Source organism: Streptomyces humidus (assembly GCF_014649655.1).
GTDB lineage: Bacteria > Actinomycetota > Actinomycetes > Streptomycetales > Streptomycetaceae > Streptomyces > Streptomyces humidus.
Window position 1 is genome coordinate 1 of record NZ_BMTL01000133.1, and the last position, 1,316, is coordinate 1,316.

Here is a 1,316-nt window from a genome sequence, read left to right on the forward strand (position 1 = left end):
CCGCCCTCCCAGCCACGTCAGCTACACACTCAAGATCACACGGAACCCCGAACACCGATCCTCACCTGCGAAAACGCCCTAAATCACCGGCATTGCTCTGACCAGCGAGAATGAGGATTGCTGAGGTCCTTGTTCCCGCCCCTGTCGGAGGCACTTTCCAGGTGAAGCAGCCTATCGGGTCCTATCCCCATGTCCTTGTCCGGGACGACGGTCGGGCCGTGGTCTCGCAGGCCGGTTCAGTGCTGCTGGTCGAAACGGTCCGCAAGACCGGCCTCGACCGGGCCGTATCCGCAGCACTCGCCCCCTGGCGGAAACCGCGGGCCGTCCACGACCCGGGCAAGATACTCGTAGATCTTGCGCTGGCGGTTGCGCTCGGTGGGGACTGCCTCGCCGACATCGCGATGCTGCGGGCCGAGCCGGCTGTGTTCGGACCGGTCGCCTCCGACCCCACGGTCTCCCGCCTGATCGACACCCTCGCCACCGCGGACGAGAAGGCGCTGAACGCCATCCGCACCGCCCGGCACGAAGTCCGGGCCCGCGCCTGGTCGTTGGCCGGCAGCCGGGCACCGGACACTGGTGGGCAGGTGACCGTGGACCTGGACGGAGTCCTGGTCGTCTCCCACTCCGACAAGCAGGATGCCGCCCCGACCTGGAAGAAGACCTACGGCCACCACCCGCTGATGGCCTTCGTCGACCACGGGCCGGGCGGGACCGGCGAGCCCGTCGCCGCTCTCCTTCGTCCTGGGAACGCGGGCTCGAACACCGCCGCCGACCACATCACCACCACTCGCCTCGCCCTCGCTCAACTGCCCACGAAGTACCGGCGCGGACGGCAGACCCTCATCCGCTGCGACTCCGCGGGCGGCACCCACGAGTTCGTTTCCTGGCTCGCCCAGCGCGGTCGCTGGCTGTCCTACTCCGTTGGCATGGTGATCACCCAGGCCATCCACCAGCACGTTCTGAAGATCCCCGAGTCGGCCTGGACCCCGGCCATCGAGACCGGCGGCGAGGTCCGCGACGGGGCCTGGGTCGCCGAACTCACCGGCGATCTGATCGAGGGCTGGCCGAGAGGGATGCGGTTGATCGTCCGCAGGGAACGGCCCCATCCCGGCGCCCAGTTGAGGATCACAGATGCGGACGGCATGCGGATCACCTGTTTCGCCACCAACACCGCCGGTCGTCCCATCGCCGCACTTGAGCTCCGTCACCGGCTGCGGGCCCGGGCCGCCCGCGCGACGGGACTGCGCAACTTGCCCCTGCACGACACCGCGCAGAACAAGGTCTGGCTGGAGATCATCCAGCTCGCGCTCGATCTG

The 1,316-nt window shown here is 68.5% G+C and carries 1 protein-coding gene; it reads left to right on the top strand.

Annotated elements, in window-relative coordinates:
* Positions 1 to 161: 161 nt before the first annotated feature.
* Positions 162 to 1,316 (top strand): IS1380 family transposase (locus tag IE239_RS41405; RefSeq protein ID WP_190154598.1); only part of this gene is annotated, 1,155 nt, incomplete at its 3' end.